Origin of the sequence: Bacillus sp. FSL W7-1034, from assembly GCF_038593365.1 — a bacterium.
Lineage (GTDB): Bacteria > Bacillota > Bacilli > Bacillales > Bacillaceae > Bacillus > Bacillus altitudinis.
This window is the reverse complement of sequence record NZ_CP151989.1, coordinates 1,353,302-1,373,564: the sequence shown is the minus strand read 5'-3', so window position 1 is coordinate 1,373,564 and position 20,263 is coordinate 1,353,302. Positions and strand designations below refer to the sequence as shown.

Annotated in this window: 30 protein-coding genes; all 30 read right to left on the bottom strand. The window is 40.8% G+C overall.

Annotated features, from left to right (window positions below; all coding sequences use genetic code 11):
* Positions 1-3: 3 nt before the first annotated feature.
* The gene (locus tag NST73_RS07010; protein WP_340937675.1) at positions 4-831 is read right to left on the bottom strand and encodes a phage tail domain-containing protein; all 828 of its coding nucleotides are present in this window, start codon (positions 829-831) and stop codon (positions 4-6) included.
* The gene (locus NST73_RS07005) at positions 828-4,490 is read right to left on the bottom strand and encodes a phage tail tape measure protein (protein ID WP_342499487.1); all 3,663 of its coding nucleotides are present in this window, start codon (positions 4,488-4,490) and stop codon (positions 828-830) included. The genes NST73_RS07010 and NST73_RS07005 overlap by 4 nt, the downstream gene beginning before the upstream one ends.
* A gap of 235 nt (positions 4,491-4,725) precedes the next feature.
* Complete coding sequence (locus NST73_RS07000) at positions 4,726-5,049, bottom strand: hypothetical protein (protein WP_061418915.1); 324 nt, start codon at positions 5,047-5,049, stop codon at positions 4,726-4,728.
* Between the two features lie 74 nt (positions 5,050-5,123).
* The gene (locus tag NST73_RS06995; RefSeq protein WP_342499486.1) at positions 5,124-5,732 is read right to left on the bottom strand and encodes a major tail protein; all 609 of its coding nucleotides are present in this window, start codon (positions 5,730-5,732) and stop codon (positions 5,124-5,126) included.
* 14 nt (positions 5,733-5,746) lie between these two features.
* On the bottom strand, positions 5,747-6,139 hold the full coding sequence (locus tag NST73_RS06990; protein ID WP_212362278.1) for a hypothetical protein: 393 nt from the start codon (positions 6,137-6,139) through the stop codon (positions 5,747-5,749).
* Positions 6,136-6,519, bottom strand: a complete 384-nt coding sequence (locus NST73_RS06985; RefSeq protein ID WP_073206589.1) for an HK97-gp10 family putative phage morphogenesis protein — start codon at positions 6,517-6,519, stop codon at positions 6,136-6,138. The genes NST73_RS06990 and NST73_RS06985 overlap by 4 nt, the downstream gene beginning before the upstream one ends.
* Positions 6,519-6,851: a head-tail adaptor protein gene (locus tag NST73_RS06980; RefSeq protein WP_342499485.1), complete on the bottom strand. Its 333-nt coding sequence runs from the start codon at positions 6,849-6,851 to the stop codon at positions 6,519-6,521. The genes NST73_RS06985 and NST73_RS06980 overlap by 1 nt, the downstream gene beginning before the upstream one ends.
* A complete protein-coding gene (locus tag NST73_RS06975; protein ID WP_211063501.1) occupies positions 6,833-7,135 on the bottom strand; it encodes a head-tail connector protein in 303 nt (100 codons plus the stop codon). Before NST73_RS06975 ends, NST73_RS06980 begins: the two co-directional genes overlap by 19 nt.
* Before the next feature lie 12 nt (positions 7,136-7,147).
* Entirely contained in the window at positions 7,148-8,329 is a 1,182-nt protein-coding gene (locus NST73_RS06970; protein ID WP_342499484.1) for a phage major capsid protein, read from the bottom strand.
* Positions 8,330-8,383: 54 nt separating this feature from the next.
* Positions 8,384-8,974, bottom strand: a complete 591-nt coding sequence (locus NST73_RS06965; protein WP_342499483.1) for an HK97 family phage prohead protease — start codon at positions 8,972-8,974, stop codon at positions 8,384-8,386.
* On the bottom strand, positions 8,952-10,187 hold the full coding sequence (locus tag NST73_RS06960) for a phage portal protein (RefSeq protein ID WP_144739477.1): 1,236 nt from the start codon (positions 10,185-10,187) through the stop codon (positions 8,952-8,954). The genes NST73_RS06965 and NST73_RS06960 overlap by 23 nt, the downstream gene beginning before the upstream one ends.
* Before the next feature lie 6 nt (positions 10,188-10,193).
* Entirely contained in the window at positions 10,194-10,394 is a 201-nt protein-coding gene (locus tag NST73_RS06955) for a hypothetical protein (protein ID WP_216942384.1), read from the bottom strand.
* Positions 10,395-10,408: 14 nt separating this feature from the next.
* Entirely contained in the window at positions 10,409-12,136 is a 1,728-nt protein-coding gene (locus NST73_RS06950; protein WP_342499482.1) for a terminase TerL endonuclease subunit, read from the bottom strand.
* The gene (locus tag NST73_RS06945; RefSeq protein ID WP_061418885.1) at positions 12,123-12,611 is read right to left on the bottom strand and encodes a phage terminase small subunit P27 family; all 489 of its coding nucleotides are present in this window, start codon (positions 12,609-12,611) and stop codon (positions 12,123-12,125) included. Before NST73_RS06945 ends, NST73_RS06950 begins: the two co-directional genes overlap by 14 nt.
* A gap of 261 nt (positions 12,612-12,872) precedes the next feature.
* On the bottom strand, positions 12,873-13,250 hold the full coding sequence (locus NST73_RS06940; protein ID WP_342499481.1) for an HNH endonuclease: 378 nt from the start codon (positions 13,248-13,250) through the stop codon (positions 12,873-12,875).
* 3 nt (positions 13,251-13,253) lie between these two features.
* Positions 13,254-13,415, bottom strand: coding sequence for a hypothetical protein (locus NST73_RS06935; protein WP_185106914.1), 162 nt, complete (start codon positions 13,413-13,415; stop codon positions 13,254-13,256).
* 127 nt (positions 13,416-13,542) lie between these two features.
* Positions 13,543-13,887: a structural protein gene (locus NST73_RS06930; RefSeq protein WP_326377918.1), complete on the bottom strand. Its 345-nt coding sequence runs from the start codon at positions 13,885-13,887 to the stop codon at positions 13,543-13,545.
* Between the two features lie 115 nt (positions 13,888-14,002).
* On the bottom strand, positions 14,003-14,224 hold the full coding sequence (locus tag NST73_RS06925) for a hypothetical protein (protein WP_326377917.1): 222 nt from the start codon (positions 14,222-14,224) through the stop codon (positions 14,003-14,005).
* Between the two features lie 146 nt (positions 14,225-14,370).
* On the bottom strand, positions 14,371-14,592 hold the full coding sequence (locus NST73_RS06920; protein ID WP_185107928.1) for a hypothetical protein: 222 nt from the start codon (positions 14,590-14,592) through the stop codon (positions 14,371-14,373).
* A gap of 81 nt (positions 14,593-14,673) precedes the next feature.
* Positions 14,674-15,108: an ArpU family phage packaging/lysis transcriptional regulator gene (locus NST73_RS06915; RefSeq protein ID WP_243173019.1), complete on the bottom strand. Its 435-nt coding sequence runs from the start codon at positions 15,106-15,108 to the stop codon at positions 14,674-14,676.
* Complete coding sequence (locus NST73_RS06910) at positions 15,098-15,601, bottom strand: sigma factor-like helix-turn-helix DNA-binding protein (protein ID WP_342499480.1); 504 nt, start codon at positions 15,599-15,601, stop codon at positions 15,098-15,100. The genes NST73_RS06915 and NST73_RS06910 overlap by 11 nt, the downstream gene beginning before the upstream one ends.
* A gap of 14 nt (positions 15,602-15,615) precedes the next feature.
* Positions 15,616-15,807 (bottom strand): hypothetical protein, encoded by a 192-nt coding sequence (locus tag NST73_RS06905; protein WP_326378910.1) that lies wholly within the window; start codon positions 15,805-15,807, stop codon positions 15,616-15,618.
* 100 nt (positions 15,808-15,907) lie between these two features.
* On the bottom strand, positions 15,908-16,102 hold the full coding sequence (locus NST73_RS06900) for an XtrA/YqaO family protein (protein ID WP_326378909.1): 195 nt from the start codon (positions 16,100-16,102) through the stop codon (positions 15,908-15,910).
* Between the two features lie 102 nt (positions 16,103-16,204).
* Entirely contained in the window at positions 16,205-16,870 is a 666-nt protein-coding gene (locus tag NST73_RS06895; protein ID WP_326378907.1) for a dUTP diphosphatase, read from the bottom strand.
* A 35-nt stretch (positions 16,871-16,905) separates the two neighbouring features.
* The gene (locus tag NST73_RS06890) at positions 16,906-17,064 is read right to left on the bottom strand and encodes a BH0509 family protein (RefSeq protein ID WP_216099811.1); all 159 of its coding nucleotides are present in this window, start codon (positions 17,062-17,064) and stop codon (positions 16,906-16,908) included.
* Positions 17,061-17,276 carry a hypothetical protein gene (locus tag NST73_RS06885; protein WP_144531709.1) on the bottom strand — a complete coding sequence of 72 codons (216 nt, stop codon included), beginning with the start codon at positions 17,274-17,276 and terminating at the stop codon, positions 17,061-17,063. Before NST73_RS06885 ends, NST73_RS06890 begins: the two co-directional genes overlap by 4 nt.
* Complete coding sequence (gene dnaB, locus NST73_RS06880) at positions 17,273-18,601, bottom strand: replicative DNA helicase (RefSeq protein WP_326378904.1); 1,329 nt, start codon at positions 18,599-18,601, stop codon at positions 17,273-17,275. Before dnaB ends, NST73_RS06885 begins: the two co-directional genes overlap by 4 nt.
* Positions 18,598-18,957, bottom strand: a complete 360-nt coding sequence (locus tag NST73_RS06875; RefSeq protein WP_326378903.1) for a replicative helicase loader/inhibitor — start codon at positions 18,955-18,957, stop codon at positions 18,598-18,600. Before NST73_RS06875 ends, dnaB begins: the two co-directional genes overlap by 4 nt.
* Entirely contained in the window at positions 18,950-19,720 is a 771-nt protein-coding gene (locus NST73_RS06870) for a Replication protein O (RefSeq protein WP_326378901.1), read from the bottom strand. The genes NST73_RS06875 and NST73_RS06870 overlap by 8 nt, the downstream gene beginning before the upstream one ends.
* Positions 19,721-19,730: 10 nt before the next feature.
* Positions 19,731-20,132, bottom strand: coding sequence for a hypothetical protein (locus NST73_RS06865; RefSeq protein WP_326378899.1), 402 nt, complete (start codon positions 20,130-20,132; stop codon positions 19,731-19,733).
* Positions 20,133-20,263: the final 131 nt, after the last annotated feature.

Genomic DNA, 20,263 nt, shown 5'->3' with positions numbered 1-20,263 from the left:
CACCTACTTATAGTAAAAGCGCAAGACAAACCGCATATCAATACTGGATGCGCCTTCGATCTCAAATGGATTAAAGCCAGGGCGCAAACTCGGAAAGCGACCGGACGTATCCGCCATTTTCCCATCAATCATGACATATTGTCTTGTGACAATAATTTTTTGCTTTTTTGAAACTGATCCCTTTATCGTTAACGCCTCTTTCGTAGCATCATTGCGTATCTTCACGTCCTTACCTGTTAAATACAGGGTGACGCTATAATCAAAGTCAATCGGATCAATTGTCACATCAGAAGCGTTATAGACTTTAAACGTCTTGGACGTAAAGCTATATTTGAGATTGTCTTGACTCGGCAAATTCATGCCGATATGAAAATTTTCACCGCTCAAATTCAAAAGCTTTTCAGTATTAAAGACGGTTTCGCCAAGCCCAAGCCCTGCGGTGAATTCCACATCAACTTCTTTATAATTTTTCCCGTCATCTTTTTCGATTTCTATTTCATCATCACACGTCACCAGGTAACGTATACCAGGTGAAAAAGAACAACTAATGTAATAGGGTTCTTCTCTTACTAGCTCCCTGGTGAGCGCTGCCCTGTATCTATTAAATTGATCCGTGCTTTTTGCTTTAATATAAAATCGTGCTTTGATCTTTCTTTCTTTAAAACGGACTTTTTTCGACGTTTGTTTTAATCCTGGTCTATTTGCCACTACTGCCGTTTGACGTTCGATAGAAGCCGACACAGGCGTAAATTTTACGCAACGTAAAAAGGGAAGGCGCTTGCTGATCAATTGAAGCCCTTCCCCGTAATCCGTATAAAATTCATAGCTCAAGTCGCAAACCCTCCCCTACGCTGCCTATTTTTGAGTAAATCCATATTGTACTTGTTTAGTCCCTCAACATTAATCGTGGTGTCTTTCATGGCGATTTGTGTCAACAAGCCGATCATTTGATCAAACTTGTTTTCTAGCTGCTTAATAGCCTCGGCACTATCATTTTGAACAATCACATTTGTTGATCCTTGCCCTGGCTGCTCGGGCTGATAGCCAACCATTCGATTAGCTTGAGCAAGCACCTGCATAGCTCTGTTTCTTCTGAATTGCCTTAAAGGTAAAATCATTTCCCCTTTGTGGACCTCTGCCGTATGATTTCGGGTAATGATACCGCCTTTATCATAGCCAATGTACTTGCCGCCTTTTCTCATGTTGACTAAACCAGGATGCTTGTTAATTCCGCCATACCGACTATTCAAATAGTTGATAGCCGCAAGAACCTGGTGTACAGGATTTTTGATATTTCCGTAACCCGGCTCTTTGTTTGCTGCAAATGTGCTTGGTATAAATTGCATAAGTCCCTGGGACGGATGCCCCGCTTTTGCGTTGCTGTCCCAATTGTTTACAACTGTAGGATTTCCGCCCGATTCTTTCATGGCGATCGTTTCAAGCGCCTTTGAAAAAGAAGGGGAAATACCTTTAATTGCAATAGCTTGAGCAACCCACTTTTTGACGGCTGCGCTGCCTCCCTCACCAGGAACAAAACCAAAGTCTTTGATCTTGTTTTTAATAAAGGAAACCGCTTTGTCCTTGATAAAAGAAAAGCTGCCTTTAACGATCTGACCAAAGCCCCCTGCCATGCTCGGGGTCGTGATCCCCATTTTTTGAAGTAATGTATTCAGTAGCTTGCTAGGCTTTGTAATGAAGTCAGACACATCAAGTACCAGGTCTTTCACTTTACCGAAAAGACTAGAAATGAAATTGCCGCCCTTGCCTGTACCATCTTTATAAAATGGCACGCCATCAAACAACGCTTTCGTTTTAGGTCCTGACAATACTTCCGTGCCTTTAGGCAGGTTCATCATTGTGTCAGTTGAAGGAGACAGCCCCATTTGACCGCCAGGCGTGATAAACAGTTCTTGCATCCCTCCGTCGCCTAGAATGGCGGGTCCCCCTGGGTGTCCGCCTGTCCCTTTTGCGTATTTTGGCGGTGTCCATTCCGGTATTTGATTTTCTTTTGGAACGCCAACTTTACCAAGAACCCAGTTAACGCCACCTATTACGCCATTCACAACAAAGGAAAGTTTGTCATTCATTTTATTTGCTAATGCCTTGACGCCTTTTAGCGCCTCCCATGCCATGTTTTTAATTCCATTACCGATTTTACCCGGCAATTTTTTGGCTGCGTCTACAATGTCCCAAAAACGTTTGATCATGCCATCTTTCATGCTTGTTGCAATTGAAACGGCTTTGTCTTTAAGCCAAGTGACCATTTTCCCGGTGTTTGCAGCTCCATTTTTAAAGAAACCGACAATGCTAGACCACATTTTCGGGAAGATGCCTAAAAGCCCTTTTCCTAGCGATTTCGCAATCCCGAGAATCTTTCCGAAAAAGGAAAGTTGAACAAAATTCCATATCGAAGTAATCGAGCCGAAAAACACATCTTTAATGCCTTCCCACATCTTACCGAAGTCTCCCGTTAGCAAACCCGAGAAGAATTTTATGACACCTTGAATCACTTGCATTGCGCCCATGACAACCCCTTTAATGTTGCCCCAAACGCTTTTGATAATGGCAATAATTGCGGGCATAACAAATTGAACAACGGACCATATATTTTGTAAGGCTTGTGTAATGACACCGCCGTTTTCTTTCCAAAATGTTCCCCACACTGCGGCAAGCTGTCCGATAAATGACAGAATGCCGCCCAGGGCTTGTTTTACAATCGGCGCCATTGTAACAAATACATTCATCAAAATGCCGCCTATTGCCTGGAAAGTCGGCTGCATACTCTTAAATGAATTTTTAACAGTATCTATTACGCCTTTCACTGTATCAGTGGTGCTGACAATCATATCAACCACGCCAGGCGGGAAAAGCTGCGATAATATGCCGTACCCTTCTAAGCGTTCAGCGCTTCCCTCACCTTGCAATATGCCCCAAATACCCGCCATTGCCTGTTTTACTGTATTGCCAGCGCTGGACATTTGTTTCATGATCGGATCAGCAATATTAAATGCCTTCTCAAGAAATGTAGCCGCTGCGCCTCCTATTGGCTCTAATGCTGACAGTGCTTGACGCCCGATCTTTTTAAAGCGTGTGCCTAGATTGTCTTGCAACGCCGCCCCTGCTTCGTCAGCTTTGCCCTTTACGTCACCGATTTTCCCATCAATGCCGCCCAGGGCATACATGGCGTCAGCCTCTAAGTCCTCCCATTTTGTCCCGAAAAGAGCCACGCCGATATTGTTAGCGTCCACCTGGTCTTTCATGCCTTTCAACTCTTTTAAAACGGCATTTGAAACATCTTTAACAGTTCCTTTACCTTTCAAGAAATTTTCCCATATCTTTTGAGTTGGTTTGGACAAATCCATCATGGCGGCATTGGTAGATTTTGAACCGTCTTTGACTCGAATTTGAAACTCTTTCATAACGTCGTTGACGTAATCCAGGTTATATACGCCCGCTTTTGTTCCATTGACGAGTAATTGAAAATATTCTTGTGCTGAATAACCCATTTTCCCGAATAACGTTGAATACTCGGACAGGTTATCGAACATTTCGTTTGAAAAATTCAATCCGTTTTGCGCTCCATATGTCATGAGATCGAACGCATCACTCACAGACACGCCAAAACCTTTCATAATGTTGTTTCCTGCTCTCGCAACTTCGTTTACCTCGGAATCAAAAGCATCAGCAAGAACCAGGGCTTTTTTGGTTACGTCAGTAAGGTCCTTGTCTGCAATACTTCGGATATTTTGTTTAATTTGAAACAGACCATTCCTGGCATCATCCAAATTCTCTCCGAAGCCTTGTGACCACACGTCTTTTGCTATTCCTGTGAGCTTTTTGGCTTCATCACCCGTCAAACCTAGCTGCGCTCTTAAACGCCCTTGTGACGCTTGTATATCAGCCGTCATTTTTGCACCAAGCGTGCCAACGGCTGCCGTTAATGCTCCAATGGCTGCCGTACCCGCCACCGCTGCCGTAGCAAATCCGCCCTTTAAAATGCTTGAGAGTTTGGAAACCTCTTTACCCGCTGCCGTTACATCATTAGATACATTTTGATGACTGGCCGCTAAATCTTCGGCGCTGTTTGCTGCTTCTGATTCGGCACGCTCAAGCCGCTCCACTTGACTTTGTGCAAGTCTTAAAGCGTTTTGCATATTGCGGTAACTTGTTATTTGAGAGTTTAAGCGTTGTGCGTATTTCTGCGCCTGGGTTGATCCCTCGCCGTATTGCTCCACTTGCTTTTCATATGCTTGTCTATAGGAATCTACAATTCTTTCTTGAATCTTCAATTGATCCGACAAACCCGACACCTTACTTTTACTTTCGCCGAGCTTGTCATCTAATGCTTTAAATTCGGCTGCGGTTGCTTTGGTTGCGGACTGTGCCGTTTTAAGCTGCTGCCTCAAGGCTGTGACGCCTTTGTCAAACCCTGTACTATCTAACGTCGTATTAACGACTAATGAACCTATCGGACGCCCTTCCGTAGCCATATGGTTTACCTCCTTTCCTTAAAAATTCAAAAATAAAAGAAGGCTCAAAAGCCTCCTGGTTTTAAAATCTGATCTATTGGAACGCTGCCCGTGCTTTGTCCTTTTCGATTCGCAAGACGTAAAAATCCGTTCAAGTCCATGTTGTCTATCTCATGATATTTGTACCCTTCTTTCATCAAATCTTCGTATATGTCATCTAATGAATCTAGGTAATCTTGCCACGTTTCTAAATGCTCTATTTCTGTGCTTTCACCGCTTTCTTTTTCAAGCCGTCGTTTCCCTTTTTCTGTCCTGTCACTTGCAGGATGACATCAGCAATGGTTTGAAATGTTTCGTCAGACGGGATGTTGTCTAAAAAATCATCATATGAAAACTGTTGCCCGAATACGTCCACAACATAGGCAATCATTTCATCTAGCATTGTTGTTGCGTCTAAATTTTCTTGTTCACCTTGAGCTTGCAATTCAAGCGCACGTCTTAATTGACGAGCTGACGGCATATCCTTTGTGTACGTTTTTTCTTCTTTTGTTTGTGCATCAATCATTGTTAATTTCAACATATTAAACACCTCGTATATTTTTTAATGAATCCAGTTTAACCAGGTAAAATAAATTACCTGGCTATCAGAAAACACTATTTTTTTGTTGTGGTGCTTGATGGCGCTTCCGCTGTTCCATTGTCATCATCAGTGCTAGGGGCGATCCCTTTAAAGACAAAATCATAAAATCCCTTTTCGGTGAATCCAGGGCTTGCGCTGTGCGCCATGATATACGTCCAACCATCAAATTTCCGGGGCATGAATTGTCCTTCAATAGTTGGCGTAATAAATTCGACTTTATCCTCTTTTGTTTTACCTTCATTAGACGGAATACCGAATTTACCTCGCAAAAGCCCAACATACCAAAAACCACCCTTTGTTTTCTGCCGGAACGTGATAGCAACGAAAGGCGGGTCAGTATCTTTTCCGTATGCCTCAAGCCAGCCGCCAATTAATTCAGCGCCTAGCAATTTATTTTTCATTTCTGTTGTAAGGTCAGCCACATTTATTTCTAGCTTTGCTTCACCAACTCCCGAGCCTTCTTGATCAAATACCCCATCATCCCCGTAAAGAACGGCAATTTCCGAGCTTGGTTCTAATTTTGATTCAATTGCCCCAGGTACTTTTATTACTTCGGTTGCTTCTTTGGCGGCGTCATCCTCAAAAACGCCGACTTGAATATCTCTCAATCCTGTTGTAGCCATTTATTTCATCCTCTCTATGAAAAATTGATTTCTATTTCTTTATTTGCTCTGTACCGCCTTGCATATCTGTACAGTTGTATATCCGGGTCTTTATCAAATGCGGAAGCGTATTGCTGATAGTCAGCCGAAGCCATCAAACGATCAATAATCGGTTGTATTTCTTGTGCTTCCTTAATTGTCCCGGTCCATAAATCTATTTGTATATCAACGCTAATGCCTGTCGCTTGATCATCCTCATACGCATTACGATAGCTTTCAAGCTCATTAATGCGGATCATTGGGGCTTGATCTACCTTTTGATCTAACTCCGGCACGTCCACAAGAAAGACTTTCTCATCCGGCACGTAGCTTGTCAGATCGGCTGATCCTGTCAAAATCATTTCTACTTCTTGAATTGGTAGCATCATAGCCCGAGCAACCCCCTATAAACACTTTGCATTTTCGATAAAACGAGTTGTTCATACTCGTTGATCGTGCGCTCTATGAAACTTTGCGGGCGCTGCTTGATCGTTCCGAAGTTAGTAAAATGCAGCCTATAAGCCGTTTCCTTACCATAGCCAACGGTTGAATATATTTCCCCGTCCTCTCTTGGTTTGGAATAGAAAACATCTGATTTTAAATGCTTCTTGTTGCCGCTATCGCTATCAAATGGCGTGTTCTTTTCCAAGCCATCCGCCATCACTTGTGCTCCTGCAAGAACGGCAGCCTTTTCCGCTTTTATGTTTTGACGAGCCATCTTTTCAATGGCTTTATATGTTTCTTCTAAACCATTAGCTTCAAGCGCCATCAACTCACCTTCTTTACAAAGACATTGATCAAGTCTTTGTCCTGCTCGTTTGGCAGAATATCAATGACTTGATAAAGCTCGTTGGTCAAGTGGTCCTGTACGTGCATAGCGTTTGAAATGGTCGATATTTGTTGATAGCGAATAACATACGTCAAACTATCCTCTAAAACCGTTCCGGCTGTTGATAGCTTTTCTCTTAATTTTTGGTCTCGCCGCTCCGCCCAGGTGGTGAAAAGTCTTTCTAGTGTGGTCGTGTTCTCCCTGGATATAGGGTCTTTTGTATTTTCCTTTTTTACAAAAGAGATCGGCGTATTTAATCGTCCGTAGTCCATGATGGGTATTCTCCTTTGAATTGTTGGATGTAAGACATAACGCCGAATGGCACTTCTTGCAAATTCTTGTTTGATACCGCTGATCGGTTTTCGTACCTATGTCCACAAAGCATCATGACCGCATCATCAAAACAAGGGTTGTCATTAAAAAAAGCGTCCCTCTCTTTCGATAAAGTGACGCTATCTTTTATAAATTTTTCAGCAGCCGCTTTTATGGTTTCTAGCATTTTGTCATCCAGGTCATGAGTGATCCTTAAAGCGTGTTTTAATTCTTCAAGGGTCATATTTCTTCACTCCTATTCTGTAGCGCCTGTTTCAACTGGCGGCTTGATTGTTACATAAAAGCCTGCGTTTTTGTCTGCTTGCTTTACGTCGAAACGAATAGCAAGGGAAAGGACTTGACCATAGACCGCATTTTCAACCCACTTCGCAACAACGTCCACACGATTAGCAAAGAAGGCAGCTCGTTTTAAGTCACCGATAAACATGTTCATATCACCGGCTTTTTTGCCGAGTAATGTATCATCAACAACTTTGATCGGGCTTCCGAAAAGCGTTTTGCCGGATGGTGAAGAAATGTTACTTTGCAAGATGTATTGACCGTTTTTGTCTTTTAGCGTGTCTAGGAATTGAAATGCGGATGACGTCGAAAGAACATTACGGGCATAGGCTTGCTTTAAATCAACATTTAAAATCTTTTTAATGTCGTCCGTTCCTGTAACTGTTTTAGCTGTAAACGTTTTTAAGACACCCGCAATTTTTGTATTTCTTGTGTTTCGTTTGACCTGTTGCAAATGATCCGCTACAAGTGCCGTTAAATCAACGCCGGAATCATCAATTGATTCTTGAGAGATAGCCAATTGACCACGATACGTTTCAACTTTCCAATCAATTTTATTGAATTTTGGGTTTGCTAACTCTGGATTTTTCTCAAGTTCCGCAACCGACACAAGTTCGGTTTCTGTGTTTTCTAAAACTGGATATGAGCCGGATGGTGCTGTCACGTTGACTTTATTCACAAATTCAACTAAGTCAATAATATCTTCCGGCGTTTTCTGCGGTGTCGTAATAACCTCAATCGGGATAATTGCCGCCGCTCCTTCTGTTGTCAAACCGTCCCGGACTTCACCTCTAGTACGCAAGAACGTTTCAAAGCTGCGGCGTTGTTCTTCGATTCCTTTATCCAGGCGCACTTGAGGCGTACCTAATGGAAATGTTCTTTCTTCGCCTGTTTTTCCTCCACGTGCTCCCTCTGTGATTTCCTCCGCTTCCATTCCTGCCAATTCTTCTAATTCTTTTAGCTTTTCTGTCATTGTCTCAATCTCTGCTTTTAAAGAAGTGATTTCATCTTTAATCGTTTTTGCTTCTTCTAGCTTGTCTTCTTCCGCTCTTTGATGAGCTTCTTTGATTTTTGTATTAATAGCCGTTTGTCTCTTTGTGATCTCTGAACGTAATTCTTGGATTTTCTCTTTTAACATGTGTACATGCTCCTTTTCCAAATAAAATAAGCACCCGCAATGTACGAGTGCTTTCTAAAGACTTAATTTAATTAGCTCAAGCTCTAACTTGATTTTTTCTTTTTCTAAATGGCTGCTTTGATGCTGCTTTAAATGCCGCTGTGCAATTGATACGTCCGTATCTTCATAAGCTGGATAAGTGACGATAGAAACATCAGTAATCCGTGAAATATTTGTTAAGCTCCGCAACGGCAGCCCCGATTTTTCATCACGTTTAAAGCTGTCGCCGTTTTTCGCAAGATGAAAACCGAATGAACAATTTGAAATGTTGCCAAGTCTCAAGTTTTCGTATAGATCGTTTGCGTATTGCGTGTTAGGTAGAGACAATTCAAAACGCAAGCCAATATCATCCACAGATAGTTTCAGTGTTCCGGCTTTGGTTCTTCCTAGAATCTTTGACGGATCATGATCAATAAGCGCCCTTACATCTGACATATCAGCATTTTGCAGCGCTCGTTTTTCAATGGTTTCAATGAAGCCGCCCAGGTTTCGGCTGCGTGTACCAAATTTCAATGCATAACCTGTGATCATCCTGCCTTTATCGGTTTCTTCTGTAGCCTTTAGTGAACCCTCTTGAATGGCTCTAATCTCCTTTTCCAATATCATCACCCCCTTTATCAAGTGAAGGAATAGGAAGCCCCTTCGCCTTTGCTTTTTGGATTTCGTCCATAATGTCAACATCCACATAGTTCAAACTCATAAAGCGCCTATCTCCATTTTCAATAGGCGCAATCCCGTATTCTGCTAATGCGTCGTTTTGCGAATAAATGCCGTTTTGAAGTAATGCAATGACGTTTTCTCGCTTTGTTTTAGCGTCTGTTTCCTTAAATCGTCTTGCATCAAACTGAAAACGTTTGGTCCTGCTTTCCGGGTAAAAAAGCATTTTGAAATTTAACTCCGCTGTAATGGCAGCAAAGTAATTTGAAAGGGTGTTTGTCAAATAATCCAGGTTCGCTTGTTCTAGTGAAGTGTTCACTTGCTCGATTCCCAACTTATGAGGCGGCAGCCCGAACACTTTCGCAATTTGTTTGGTTGAATGCGTGTAGTTGTTGACGATCTCAAGAACCTTTGTACTGATTTCTAGCTGCTTAAATTCTTCGTTTTCGCTCAAAACCGCTATTCTTTGTTGATTCCTAACACCCGAATTGACCTTTTCAAATTCATTACGCAAGTTTTCCCTTGCTTCGGGCGACGGTACGCCTTTTTTAAGCGTTACAATGCCGCTTAAATTTGTACCACGTCTGAAAAAGTCCGTGACAAGCCTTTTGCCCGCTTCCTGGCTTTCAAGTTCATGCTTGAGACATGATAAGAGGCTCTTTCCGTTTACCCCATCCAGTGAGGAAAATTTGATATGCAGCACGTCAGACGGTTTCAAAGTAGTTTCTTTTCCGTCAGAAGGATAATAACGATAAACAATATCGTTTCGTCCCTTTATTTGATCAACCGAGACTTCACTATTTAACATGTGAATAAGCTCCCAGGGCGTGCCGTCTTTATCCCGTTTGATATAAGCAAACGATTGACCGTTTAAAAGCGCATTAGCGACAAGAATATATTTAAATGAGTACCCCGAGTAATATTCGTTTGGGCGCTCGTTGATAAGCTGAAACAGGTCACTATCCTTTTCTTCTATTCCGTTGTTTCTTATCATGATGGGGCTTGCTGCTATGTCTGACGCTAAGACGTGAACCGCTGTGAACACATCACTATTTTTAATAGCTGTTGCCGGAACATAACTTAAACCATCTAAGCCCACCAAAATTTCATTAAATTCCCTTTGTCCTGCGCTTTGTTGATTGATTGATCTAAAGAACGCCAATTTCCTCTACCCCCTTTCTGTTTCATGGTTGAGAAGAATGGCGACAAAGACTAGCAAAATACCACTAGCCGCAATCCCCAAAATCATCCCGACCATATAAACGGCGGTATTGATGAGGATTAGCCCTAACAAAAACAAAAGAGTATGAAGGTTCGATATGAAGAACCGCCATACTCCTAAAATTAGATTATTGAATTGTTTCGGCACTCTTTCCCCTCCTTCTATATTCCAAAATCTTCACTTTGATAGTAGGCGTCCCAATCCGTTTCGTTTTGCTCGTAATGGTACATTGCTTCTGTATATGCATTCATAACGGCAGCGATTGGGTCAATTTTTTCCCGGTTCAAATCCTTGTCGATCTGCACCGTATCATTGACCTTTTTCAAAATGGCGTTGTTTATTGCAAGGTTTAGCAATGGGTTGTTTGTATGCAAGAGACGCTGATCCATAACGTTGAGTCTAAAGTTTTTCGTTGGCTCTGATAACGTCCTTACCCCTTGCCTTACTTCAAAAGCAGGGTAGCCGTATTTTTCAATTTCATTTAAAAACAATGAAATGTTATATGGATCATAAAAGATGCCCTTCACTTGCAAATCATATTTCGTTATATGATCGACCATGTAGTCAATCACCTGTTGTAAATTAATGATGCCGGACTCTTTGTCTGTTATTGTGCAATACCCTTCTTGCTCAAGCCGCTTGTAGTCAATTTTGTCACGCTGTATCTTGTTTTCTAAACCGCCTTTACGCCCGACAAACGAATGACTATCAATATAAAAGTTTTCCTCGGCATCCTCTAAAGGATAAATAAAACCGAGTGAAGATAAATCTTCCGACCTGGACAAATCCACACCGATATAAACAGGCTTCCCGTATATATCCGGCTTTTCCTCAATGGCACAATCTTTCCAATCGTCGCCATTAAGCAAACTATCCGAAGAAGCAGAACGCCACAAATTGAAGTTCTTAACAAGCGTTCCGTTCAGATCGTCTTTTTCCTGGGCTTCTTTCAATTTTTTGCGTAAGTTCTTGAGCAATTTCTTTTTCATGCTTTCAACTTCAAGCAACGGGTTACTTTTTATCCAAGTGCTTTCGTCGCTTATCTCTTTTTCGTCATCTTGTTCATAGACAACGGCAAAATAACTTTCGTTCTCTTTCTTTCCGCTCAATATATCCGTCACATACGGATATTCTTGAGCATACATAGGACCATTCAATTTGAAACCGGCTGTACTAATGATCAAAATGAGGCTTTGATCTTGTTGCATTTGTGAGGACTCTAAAACTTCTAACATTTTAGTATTTGTAGCCGTGTGAAATTCGTCAAGAATGCCAAGTAATACGTTTAAGCCGTCAAGGTTATCTGTATCACGAGATAACGGCATGATGATGCTATCCTCTAACAAGAAACGGATTTCATTTTGAATGATCTTGGTCATTTTCTTAATTTGTTTTGATTTCTTCCGCAACTTTTTAAGTTGCATAACAATCATGTTAAAAACCGCTTTTGCTTGTTTACGAGAGTTTGCAGTCGTGTAAATCTGTCTATCATATCTAGGCGCATCACCGAAAAGCAATTCATATAAAGCGATCCCGGCAACAAGAACGGATTTACCGCCTTTACGTGCCATGCTGATATATGCTTTTGTAAATCGTCTATATCCTGTTTCTTTGACTCGCCAAGCAAATATCATATAGACAATGAATTTTTGAAAGAGTGCTAATGACGTAGGTTTCCCCGTTGAAATATCCGGCAGCATTTCAAGAAACTTTACAACTTTCGCCCCTTTTTTGGGCTTGTACTCGTATGGATAGTTAGGGTCTTTTGATTTTTCAAGATCCCGCAAATGTCGTTCACATGCCTGGATGACTTTTTTACTTGCTACAATTTCCCCGTTTACTACTTTTTTAGCGTAAAGAGTACCGGGGTCTTTTTTAATCGTCGTCATCCTGCCTCATTGCCTCAAAAATATCGTCTTCTTCGCTGTCATCACCTAAACCGATTAGACGTAATCGGGCATCAAGCGCAAGACCAAGTTGTCCCGCAATGGCTCGAATCTCTTTCGACATTTGCATCATGATTTCAATAGACGGGTTTTTCTTTTTCACTTCAAACCCCTTACTATTTACTTCAAAAACGACTTGTCCCTCTTTTGCCACATCTTCTAGTGCCTGTCGATACTGTGCGTAACTATTACAGTACATAGCCAACAAAGTGCGATCCAGTTCCGAAATAGGCAGCTCGATAATATGAGGGTAAATTCTGATCCATTCGTTTTTTGCCATTGTTGACAGCCAATAAGGCGGGTTCTCTTTCAATGGCGAAATGCCTTTCAATTTTTCTTCATGCTGCTGCCGCTGCTCTCGTTCTTCGTTTGAAATTTGCCCTTTTAATGTGTCCGTCATTTGTTTTCTTCTCGCCAATAAAAACCACCACCTTTCAGCAAAATCCAACCTATTAATTTTAGGCAATTAAACAAATGAGTGATTCCGCTCTATCTCAACGCCTGTAAAGGATCAAGCCATTTTATGAATGAGTGAAAAACCGCAAAAAACGGGAAAAATCAAAACTCCATTTCAACACTTTTTTTAAAGTTGAGGGGACGCCGATTTCCAGGAATCAAAAAAGCCCACCCCGTTAAATGTCGGGGGGACTTAAATCAAAAAAATGAAATGAAAATGCCGTCACTTCTTAAATGTCTCCTGGTTATGATGAAACTGGCAAAGCACTTCAAGATTGTTTAAATCATTGCGCTCTATATCATCATGAAATACCTCTCTAAGCTCTTTATACTTATGATGGACCACTAACCTATTGGACATGTTTACACGTCCTTCTGCGGCACATACAGCGCATCTGTAATGACTCTCACGTAACTTTGCTGCTCTAAGTGATTTCCATTCTCTGCTTTGATAGTATTTGTAATGCGCTTCGTTCTCCCTGTTGTATCTCACATCTTTGTTGTATTGCTTATCAGCATAGCCCTGGTGCTTCATACAGTAGCGTTCGGTCCAGTCTATATATTCCCGGCAGGCGGGAACGTTACAACGTTTTAACGGCATTTGTTATCCCTCTGTGTCAATGTCATCAATCTTTATAAGATCGAATGTATAGTTTTGATCCAGGACTAGAAGACCCGTTTGTTTTGCTTCTTCTACTTCTGCTTTCAAAGCTGTCTTCGCCTTATCACTTAAAGCGGAGCGGCTTTTGATAATTAAAATACGCATGGTTACACTCTCCTTTTTATTTGTTCTAAGCCGCCCCCGTTTGTTAGCCGCCATTGATTTTGTAAACAGACAGGGACGCTTTACAGCAAATAGAAAAACACCGCCATGAAAGACGGTGCTTCAATCATTACTTAATATAAAATTCGCTAGTGTAGAACGTACCAATGGTTTCAACGTGGTTGCCCTGCTTGTCATATCGTTCAGCGTCCACCTTAAATCGGTATGTCCCTTTTTTGTTCCCAAATGATTCCTTCATACTGAATTCATCAAACAACTTTTCGCCTGGGTTAAGTGGATTCGGGGAATTGGTTTTAATCGTTTCCCATTTACCGTTAACCTTGCGCTGCGGAATAAGATTCGGACCTGCGATATAGTCATTGTCATTCTTGACAGCTACACGCACGACCTTGTCCTCTCCTAGAATATGATTGGCTTTTGTCGGATTAGCCGACACTCCTTTTAATGATGCCATGTAATTCAACTCCTTTTATTATTTGCGCCTCTATCCCATTCCTCAAGACGCTTGCGACTACACAACCAAAATCCCAAAAGGCAGCCGTTCCCAACAAATAAAAAAAGCACTGCAATTATGCAATGCCATGCTTTAAATGCTCTTGTACAAGTTCAGCAGCTTTAGAAAAGGAAATATCTTTAACACCAGGAAAGGTAAACTCGGCTAAAAAAGAAACTTGATTCTCAAGCACGACTTCAGCTTGAACGGTAATAGTTACATTTTGTTCATAAACGAAAGTGCCTTGTTCGTATAGTTTTGTTGCATGCCGCTCCATTCTATGAACGGTAATCTTCAAATCAATTACCTCGCTTTCTCTTTATCAAACTATCGCATAATACAATATTACAACCTTTTTTCTGTCATGCTGCGCCAACATAACGCCAAAAATACGCCAGTTTTCCGCCAATATAAAGCCAAAATAAAAAAGCACCCCGCAGGATGCTATTTCAAAAGTTCTATTAATTTATTTCTTTTTTCTGGATCAAGCATATGATTAGTTTCAAGCCATGCTCGCATTAATATATACATGCCATCAGTGTTTACACCAATTTTCTTGTCATCACCTTGTTTATAAAGAATATCCACGTTCCCGTTATCTTGTGCTATCGTAAAAAAAGGTTTCTCCGCTGTGTTGTGATTGCTAAAGTGGTGTTTATTCCACATTTTATCCCCTCCCTCCTTTTTATCGGCAAAAAGCGAATATATGATACTATCTACGAAATTTGTCGAACGAAAAAAACACCTCTAAACGGGTGCTTTAAATACAACTTCATTGAGCGCATACGCCAGGTCTAGGAACGTCTTTCCTTTCAGGCGTGTATATGATCTTTCACTCATGCCAATTTCGTTATATACCTGGTAATCGAAAACAGGTTCTTGCTGCATGTAACGTTTTATAATGATCTGTCTCTCGTTATACGGAAGACGATTGACCGCTCTTTGCACCTTCTCAAGAAAGGCATTTCGTTTCTGCTCCCATTCAATACGTTTAATGGCTGTGCTTTCAGTTGACGAACGGAAAGCGTTGGTAGTAGCGGGCGGCACTATGCTGAATCCTCCTGTTATCTTCGGAAGCATATCGTCCGGGACTTGGAGAAGATACAAACGATAGTTGTCGAGAATCCTTTCAACTCTTTTTCTCGTTTCCTTTTTATCAATTACAGGCGGTTCACCCAACATCAGCATATCCCCTTTCTCCCGCTCTCAATTCTGCTACCTTTTGAGCGATCTTTTTTCTTCCCCTCTCTATATGTTTTTGGACTGATCCTTTTGCTATCCCATAAAGTGCGGCGCATTTGCTGAAAGATACATTGTGACCAACAACGGTTATAAAAATCTCTTTCTCCTTATCCGTCAGCGTAGACAAGACATAATTGAGTAAATCTAGTTCATTTTCGTTTATTTCAAGTGGAGAGGGTTCGGGTACATGATATTTTGACGATAAGGCATCAAGCAACCCGTTATCTGCAAGTAAAGTACGTTGATAATAAGAGCGGCGATCCGTGTCACGCCTTGCCCCTGGTTCTCTTTCTGTTTCCATCCACTCGACCGCATATTCTAAGTCATAGATTATTGAGCGGTACGTTTTCTTTTCTTCTTCGTCTGTAGATGCTGTCAAACTTCTTTTAGTTTCTTCTAAAGTTGCTTTATATTCCTTGATTAAATCTTTCAAAATACCACCCCCTTTTATTTGCTTTTAAATGCCCCGCCACGCCCTCTTTTATATGTTGGGCGGTAAACACCCATAAGCTCTCTTATTTCTTTTTGTGAAAGCTTCTGCGTGTGATTTCGAGCACATTTGTTCTTAGGAACGTCAGTTCTTTTTGTTGGTATAGATTTATAACCCGCTTTTATAAAAGCAGCTCTCAACGTTTTCATTTAGGTTTCTCCTTTTCTGAAATAAAAAAAGGGACACCAATCACACAGCGCTTTGCTGTTATGATCAGTGTCCCCCGGCTTTCCGGTAGAACGGTTTTATTTACTTGAATAACTCGCCTTCATTGAAGCTAACACGAGTTACTTTGTTGTCATGTGTAACGATTTTTGTTTCACCATGCGGCGGCAGCGGTGCATATTTAAATATGCCATTAGATAAAACGAAAATTATAGGCTCTTTTCCTGTGTCTAAAGTCTCAATATCTATAATTTTACTTGGAATGTCTTGTAATCTCAAGTCTTTCATTGCCTCCTTAATTTATATGCATGATCGCTAAAGCGGACAGCGATCCGAACACAATATAAAAGATTAGTAGTCGTTTAACGATAGCAAAATCCATCAATACCCCTCCTGCTGCCGCAAATGATTGACAGCGTTCTTTTTCATGTACGCATCTTCTATTTCTTTAGGGGTAAAACCAAGTGCTTTTCCTAGCTCGTTAAATTCATTAAAAATTTTTCTATAGTGGTGATAAACCATAACAAAATCATCAATTTCCGTAAATAGGAATGCAACGCTTTTGAAGACACCTAGAAACGCTTTTTCTACGCTCACTTCTTTGATGATTCTACTCAATAAGTTCACATTACAAATACGTGATGAATAACCAATACTATTTCCAATGCTCAAGATGAAATGCAGACAGTCCACGTATTCTTCTAAGAGTGGGTTTTTTGTACCTGTCGTTCCTTCTCCGTTGCATTCTTCACATTTGATATATTCGTGTCCTCCGCTGCCTTCTGCTTCCTCTGCGACCCTTTCGTAATTTATATCGCCAGTTCCCATGCAAAGAGAACACTCTATCAACTTTTCGGTGCATGGTTGCAGGTCTTTGCTCCAAAATTTAAAGCCTCGCCACTCGTTAGCGCACTCCCCTAGCTCCACTTGTAACGCCAAGATAAGTCCAGGCAGAAGGTCTTGACCTTCTAGCCCTTTTTCTTCAATGATTTTCCTGTCTAACTCTGCTTGCATTTCAAACATTTTTAACATTCTTAAAGGGTGCATTTTGTTTCCTCCTAAGCCGATAAGCTCTCGTTTAATCAAATTTCTTGGGGAACGTTAAGCAAATATTGTTTTTCTAGTTCCTGGTCATTCATTTTCTCGTAAAATTCCCGTGAATACCCTCGCCCGATAACTGTTAACCATTCAATTAAAAATTGTCTTTGATCTTCTGTTAACCGCTCTTTTCCGTTGCTCATATGCCCGATTCCTCCAATTGAATTTTTGTATGATAGTGCTTCAAATGATCATTCATTCTCGAATGAAATTTCGGTTGTAAGTAAAAGAAAAGTTTTTCTTCTTGATCCGTCATTTTTATCACTGCCTTTTCGTAAACAAGAAATTCGATCAGCAATATCAAGGCGTACTGATTGAGCTTTATCGCCTCTTTATACCAATCTTTGACCGTCATGCCGATTCCCTATATTCCAGGTTAACGAATTTGTTATATTCTTTAACGAACGCTAGTGAAACCGTACCGACTGGACCGTTACGCTGTTTAGCAATAATGATTTCAATAATGTTCTTATTCTCTGTTTCTTTGTCGTAATAGTCATCACGATAGAGAAATGCGATAACATCAGCGTCTTGCTCGATCTGCCCCGATTCTCTAATGTCTGACATCATAGGGCGCTTCTCCTGGCGTTGTTCAACTCCACGTGAAAGCTGACTCAATGCAATGACAGCAATGTCTAATTCCCTTGCCATTTGCTTGAGCATACGGCTTATTTCTCCGATTTCTGCTTGTCTGTTTCCTCTATGGACTGGATTGCCGACGATCAATTGCAGATAGTCAATAATGATCATCATGTCCTTGCCTTCAAATTCCCGTTTCATCTTGCGAGCCTTTGCCCAAATGTCATTTATCGTCATGCCTGGTTGATCAAATATTCTAAGAGCGGCACAATCTAAAACCCCGTTCACTTTGCTTAATCTGCCCCACTCATCAGCGTTTAAATTACTCGTGCGGATGGATTGAGCGTTAATGTTACCGATACTTGATTGCATCCGTTTTATTAATTGCTTACGTGACATTTCAAGTGAAAAGATGCCAACCGCTCCGCCTTTACCTAAATTAAGCGGGTTTTCCATGAAATTGCTTGCTACATTCAAACAAAAGGCGGTTTTTCCTACGGATGGACGAGCGGCGACGATTATAAATTCTTGCCGCTGAAAACCCGACGTCATTCGGTCCAATTCAGTAAAACCGCTAGGCATACCAGTTACATCACCTTTAGGCGTTTCTAACTCTTGATAGATTTCAACTAGGTCATTATTGATAGACCCGTCGTCGTCCGTGCCTGTCGCATCCTCTAAACTCATGAGAGAGCTTATACCCTCTTGTATGGTTTGGCTCGTATCGTCGCTGTTGGAAGATTCTTTAAGTTTGACACCAACTTTCGCAATCTCTCGTTTTTTCCAATAATCAATAATTAGATTTTCATAGAATGCTTGTTTTGCTGTAGTGATTGAGGCGTTCAACAATTCAGTTAAGTATTTTCTTCCACCAATCCCTTTTAGATTTTCTCGTCCCACATGCTCAATAACTGACACTATGTCAATAGGATCGCCTTTTTTATCAAGCTCTTGAAAGGCTTTGTAAATGGATTGATTTTGCTGTCGGTAGAAATGAATTGGCTTGAGTTGTGAATATTTAATCAAGTCCGGCTCTTGTAAGATTGCGCCTAGATATTGCTGTTCTGCTTCGTCGTTGAAATAAAATACCGCTCCTGTCATGACGGATCACCTATCCCAAGCACCTTTCGTATCTCTGCTTTATGCTGCTCGATCTGTTCTAGTTCTTCTTGGGTTGGTTCAGCCTTGTCCAGTTCAGAAAGATAGTTTTGAGTTTCCTCGACGTTCGGTATGGCAGCGGACCGGTCTTTCCTTGCTTCTTTTACTTTGATTAGATCAGCCACTTTTGGCGGGAACTGATTGTATTTAACGTAATCTATCAAATTATTTTCGATCTTCTCGTAATTCTCGGGCTTTAAGATTCTAGCCCATGCGTCTAGCTTTGTTTGATCAAATTCAAAATGCTCATAATATGTCTTGATTAGTTTAAGTAACTCTAGTGTTTCAGCTTTAGTCATCAGTCAAATCAAACTCCTTTTCATTCACAGCCGCTTTTCTCTTTGCTGCTTCTCTTTCGCTTTTAATTCTTACGGTCAATTTATCAAACTGCTTTCTAAGACTAGCAGGACTCAATATGTTTGATTTCCAAAAATTATCTTTTTGTGTCCAGTTAATCAAATACTTTACCTGTGCATCCGTCCGCTTGTCGATCTGCCTAATTAACCTAAAATCACTCGCCCATTTTTCCAGGTTCGGTTTTTTAGCTTGCGAATTATTTTCAAGGATTCTTTGATAAAGCAAATTGGCATTCTCCATGTCACAAGGTTCGTACTTGTGACGAGAATTATTTATATTCTTTTCATTCTTTACATTCTTTTCATTCTTGATTGTGTGTTTTTGTGTTCGCTTCGTGTCTTTTTCGTGTTCTTTTTGTGTCTTTTTTTCATTTTCTGAATCATGGTAAACCCCATAATTAACAATGGTTATAAGCGTCTTTTTTGTGTCTTTTTTATAGTCAATCATCCCGTCGCTTTTTAACAGGTCGAGAAACTGGGAAACCTTCGTATTTGACCAAGACCAATGATCACCAAGTTTACGAATTGAAGTCACTAGCTCGCCCTTCTTCAATTCATGAAGGTCATTTCCTAACACGAATTTATTATCTTTATGACTGGCTTTCATAAGTAAATCGAGCCAAGCTTCATATTTAGAAAATTTCCTTTTTTCTTGATATATCCAATGATCTTGTATGCTCCGATGAAGCTTAATCCAACCAATCATTACAATCACCTTACTTTAGAAAATTGACGTTCTTGCTGTACGCTGCTTCATTCATCAAATAGCGGAAACCTGCCACGAATCCAGTCACAAAAGCATCCTCAACTTCAAGACCTGCCTTTGCTGCATGTGCTGAATCAAAGTCTTTTAATATATTTTTAGAATGTGATAAAAGCCCTTCTAATTTCTCGTACAAGTCATCTACATTTTCTTGCGCCTGTACTGTAGATTCAGACCATTCAATGTCAGCATTAAGCGCCCCTTGTGGATCGTAAAGGGTTTTAGCGGCAACAAATTTCAAGACTGATACCATGCCCGCATCATAGAATTGAGCCTCTTTATCTTCTTGACGTCCGATATGCTGTAACTTCGCTCTAACTTTAGAAACAGTTGCAGGTGTACCCATTAATTTCATTTGAAAAATCCCCTTTTTATCTCAAATTTGATTATTGTATATTTTTGTTAATCATGTTAAAGTCGAATCAATATGGGAAAGCTCCTAAACTTCCCGTACCTTCCTTACTTGCATGACCCTATAATGTACAA

Excerpts from the sequence above, each read along its gene's own strand:
- NST73_RS06905 (WP_326378910.1), bottom strand. The coding sequence starts at position 15,807 with ATGAAAACGTTGAGAGCTGCTTTTATAAAAGCGGGTTATAAATCTATA.
- NST73_RS06985 (WP_073206589.1), bottom strand. The coding sequence starts at position 6,519 with ATGGCGCTTGAAGCTAATGGTTTAGAAGAAACATATAAAGCCATTGAA.
- NST73_RS06915 (WP_243173019.1), bottom strand. The coding sequence starts at position 15,108 with ATGTTGGGTGAACCGCCTGTAATTGATAAAAAGGAAACGAGAAAAAGA.
- dnaB (WP_326378904.1), bottom strand. The coding sequence starts at position 18,601 with ATGACAGGAGCGGTATTTTATTTCAACGACGAAGCAGAACAGCAATAT.
- NST73_RS06950 (WP_342499482.1), bottom strand. The coding sequence starts at position 12,136 with ATGACGACGATTAAAAAAGACCCCGGTACTCTTTACGCTAAAAAAGTA.
- NST73_RS06865 (WP_326378899.1), bottom strand. The coding sequence starts at position 20,132 with ATGAAATTAATGGGTACACCTGCAACTGTTTCTAAAGTTAGAGCGAAG.
- NST73_RS06920 (WP_185107928.1), bottom strand. The coding sequence starts at position 14,592 with ATGTGGAATAAACACCACTTTAGCAATCACAACACAGCGGAGAAACCT.
- NST73_RS06885 (WP_144531709.1), bottom strand. The coding sequence starts at position 17,276 with ATGACGGTCAAAGATTGGTATAAAGAGGCGATAAAGCTCAATCAGTAC.
- NST73_RS07000 (WP_061418915.1), bottom strand. The coding sequence starts at position 5,049 with ATGTTGAAATTAACAATGATTGATGCACAAACAAAAGAAGAAAAAACG.
- NST73_RS06890 (WP_216099811.1), bottom strand. The coding sequence starts at position 17,064 with ATGAGCAACGGAAAAGAGCGGTTAACAGAAGATCAAAGACAATTTTTA.
- NST73_RS06970 (WP_342499484.1), bottom strand. The coding sequence starts at position 8,329 with ATGTTAAAAGAGAAAATCCAAGAATTACGTTCAGAGATCACAAAGAGA.
- NST73_RS06995 (WP_342499486.1), bottom strand. The coding sequence starts at position 5,732 with ATGGCTACAACAGGATTGAGAGATATTCAAGTCGGCGTTTTTGAGGAT.
- NST73_RS06930 (WP_326377918.1), bottom strand. The coding sequence starts at position 13,887 with ATGGCATCATTAAAAGGAGTGTCGGCTAATCCGACAAAAGCCAATCAT.
- NST73_RS06975 (WP_211063501.1), bottom strand. The coding sequence starts at position 7,135 with ATGACCCTTGAAGAATTAAAACACGCTTTAAGGATCACTCATGACCTG.
- NST73_RS06935 (WP_185106914.1), bottom strand. The coding sequence starts at position 13,415 with ATGCGTATTTTAATTATCAAAAGCCGCTCCGCTTTAAGTGATAAGGCG.
- NST73_RS06980 (WP_342499485.1), bottom strand. The coding sequence starts at position 6,851 with ATGGACTACGGACGATTAAATACGCCGATCTCTTTTGTAAAAAAGGAA.
- NST73_RS06940 (WP_342499481.1), bottom strand. The coding sequence starts at position 13,250 with ATGCCGTTAAAACGTTGTAACGTTCCCGCCTGCCGGGAATATATAGAC.
- NST73_RS06875 (WP_326378903.1), bottom strand. The coding sequence starts at position 18,957 with ATGACTAAAGCTGAAACACTAGAGTTACTTAAACTAATCAAGACATAT.
- NST73_RS06990 (WP_212362278.1), bottom strand. The coding sequence starts at position 6,139 with ATGATGCTACCAATTCAAGAAGTAGAAATGATTTTGACAGGATCAGCC.
- NST73_RS06870 (WP_326378901.1), bottom strand. The coding sequence starts at position 19,720 with ATGATTGGTTGGATTAAGCTTCATCGGAGCATACAAGATCATTGGATA.
- NST73_RS06965 (WP_342499483.1), bottom strand. The coding sequence starts at position 8,974 with ATGATATTGGAAAAGGAGATTAGAGCCATTCAAGAGGGTTCACTAAAG.
- NST73_RS06895 (WP_326378907.1), bottom strand. The coding sequence starts at position 16,870 with ATGCACCCTTTAAGAATGTTAAAAATGTTTGAAATGCAAGCAGAGTTA.
- NST73_RS07005 (WP_342499487.1), bottom strand. The coding sequence starts at position 4,490 with ATGGCTACGGAAGGGCGTCCGATAGGTTCATTAGTCGTTAATACGACG.